Source organism: Vibrio sp. 10N.222.48.A3 (assembly GCF_041475345.1).
In the GTDB taxonomy this organism is placed as follows: domain Bacteria; phylum Pseudomonadota; class Gammaproteobacteria; order Enterobacterales; family Vibrionaceae; genus Vibrio; species Vibrio tasmaniensis_A.
The window spans coordinates 1-2,141 of the sequence record NZ_JBFRVX010000539.1; the positions used below are offsets into that span (position 1 = coordinate 1).

Here is a 2,141-nt window from a genome sequence, read left to right on the forward strand (position 1 = left end):
AGCTCATCGGTAAATCAGAGAAACGAACAAGACGCCCTACTACCGATGAAATAGACCTGTTAAAAGAAGCACTAGAAGAACGCGAGCAACGCAGAGAAAACAAAATCCCCTACTCCGAGCTTCTAGACTTCAGCATCCTGAGCTGTATGAGAGTCAGCGAAGTGTGTGGTATACGGTGGGAAGACTTAAACGAAGAACTTAAAACAGTGATCGTACGTGACCGAAAAGACCCACGAAAGAAAGAAGGCAACCATATGGTAGTTCCTCTACTTGGTGAAGCATTCGATATTGTGATGAGGCAAGAGCGTAAAAGAGAGTTGATATTCCCTTACAACCCACGCTCAGTTGGCCGAGGCTTTGTTGAAGTGTGCCAGAAGGTTGGAATTGATAACCTGCGCTATCATGACCTACGCCGTGAAGGTGCAAGCCGCTTGTTCGAGAAAGGTTTTACGATTGAGGAAGTTGCTCAAGTAACTGGTCATAGGAACCTAAACACCTTGTGGCAGGTTTATACCCAGTTGTTCCCGCATAAATTGCATGAACGTAAAATATAAAAGCGATTAATGGTTCTTTGCTATACAATCGAGTGAGTATTACTTGGAGTAACAATATGTCTGGTTATCTGACTAAAATTAAAACTAAAATCCCTTATTCTGATAAAGAAGTAGACATAGATGTCAATGGGAAAACGCTAATATTAACTGGCGGGAATGGGTGCGGTAAGACTCAACTACTGAACTATCTTTACGAAAAACTAAATGACCGCATAGTCAAGAAAGACAACACAAGTTTGGAGCAACTAGAAAGAAGCAAAATATCTTACGAGGAAATTTTGGAGCGTGAGGGCCCCGCAAACCAGTCTTATGACTCTTGGGCTCGAGAATTAAAAAATATTGTTCAAAAAATAGAAGAAGCCAACCAACCACCTATAACGTTATCTGATCTGGAGGGGTTTGTTTTAAAACACAAAGATTTTCAAGCACTCCTTATTTCTTTCGAAGCCGGAAGAAAGTCAGACATTTTAAAACCGTCTTCAGTTAGATCATTGAGTAGTCTAAAAGAAAAAGACCTACATTCTGTAACAAGGCCACATCAAAGCCAGACTGCATCATCTCTATTTGAAGAGTTCCTCGTCACAAGTATTGCCAATCAAGCTTTCTCTGAATCCAAGAAGATCAACAATGACCCAGAAGAAGCTGAGCGCATTAATAAATGGTTTATAAAACTAGAGAGCGATTTACAGAGCCTCTTTGAAGATGAAGAGCTTAGACTAGTTTTCCAATCGGACTCGTTTTCTTTTGAGGTTCATCAGCCACACAAAGAACCCTATACATTTCAAAGCCTGTCATCTGGATTCTCTTCAATTATGGCTGTGTATGCTGATTTAATTACGAAGGTGTCATTACGTTTAATAGACCCAGATGCTCTTACGGGAATTGTTTTAATTGACGAAATTGATGCGCACCTTCATGTATCATTACAGAAAAAAATTCTAGCTTTCCTTAAAAACGCATTTCCGAAAGTACAGTTTATTGTGACTACACATTCACCGTTTGTAGTCTCATCTGTAGACGATGCTGTAATTTACGATCTTTCAAAACGAGAACAAGTCGAAGATCTATCTATGTACTCCTATGAATCTGTTTTAGAAGGCTTATTTGGTGTCCTTCCAATTTCTAGTTTACTTCAAAAGAACATTGAAACATTAGCCAAGTCACTTGAAAGACACCCAATTGACGTTAAAGAAATTCAGTCACTATTAGAGAAATTACCCGAAGATGAAGACTCACTGGACTCTGAATCACTTTACTTTGTTAATTCCGCAAAACTAGCAATCAGCAAAGCCAAGAGGTAGCCAGATGTTCAATGTAGTTAGAAGTGAACCAGCTCCTTCCTCATTAGCTGAGGGAAAAAAGTATGATTCCAAAGATGTTTGGGATGCCTTGAAAAATGTGTTTCACAAGAAGTGCTATATCTGTGAAACATTTGAACCACAAGACATAAATGTAGAGCATTTCATTCCACATGAGGGTGATGAAAGATTAAAGTATGAGTGGGAAAATTTATACTTTTCGTGTGGTCGCTGCAACAATATTAAACTCGCTAAGTATGATGATCTATTAGACTGCTGTGACCCTAAG

At 39.2% G+C, this 2,141-nt stretch carries 3 protein-coding genes; all 3 read left to right on the forward strand.

Features of this window, described 5'->3' with window-relative positions:
• A partial coding sequence (locus AB4653_RS15545) for a site-specific integrase (RefSeq protein ID WP_372104656.1) occupies nucleotides 1-554 on the forward strand: 554 nt, incomplete at its 5' end.
• Between the two features lie 56 nt (nucleotides 555-610).
• Complete coding sequence (locus AB4653_RS15550; RefSeq protein WP_102258126.1) at nucleotides 611-1,855, forward strand: AAA family ATPase; 1,245 nt, start codon at nucleotides 611-613, stop codon at nucleotides 1,853-1,855.
• Between the two features lie 4 nt (nucleotides 1,856-1,859).
• Nucleotides 1,860-2,141 (forward strand): HNH endonuclease (locus tag AB4653_RS15555; RefSeq protein WP_372104659.1); only part of this gene is annotated, 282 nt, incomplete at its 3' end.

Excerpts from the sequence above, each read along its gene's own strand:
- AB4653_RS15550 (WP_102258126.1), top strand. The coding sequence starts at position 611 with ATGTCTGGTTATCTGACTAAAATTAAAACTAAAATCCCTTATTCTGAT.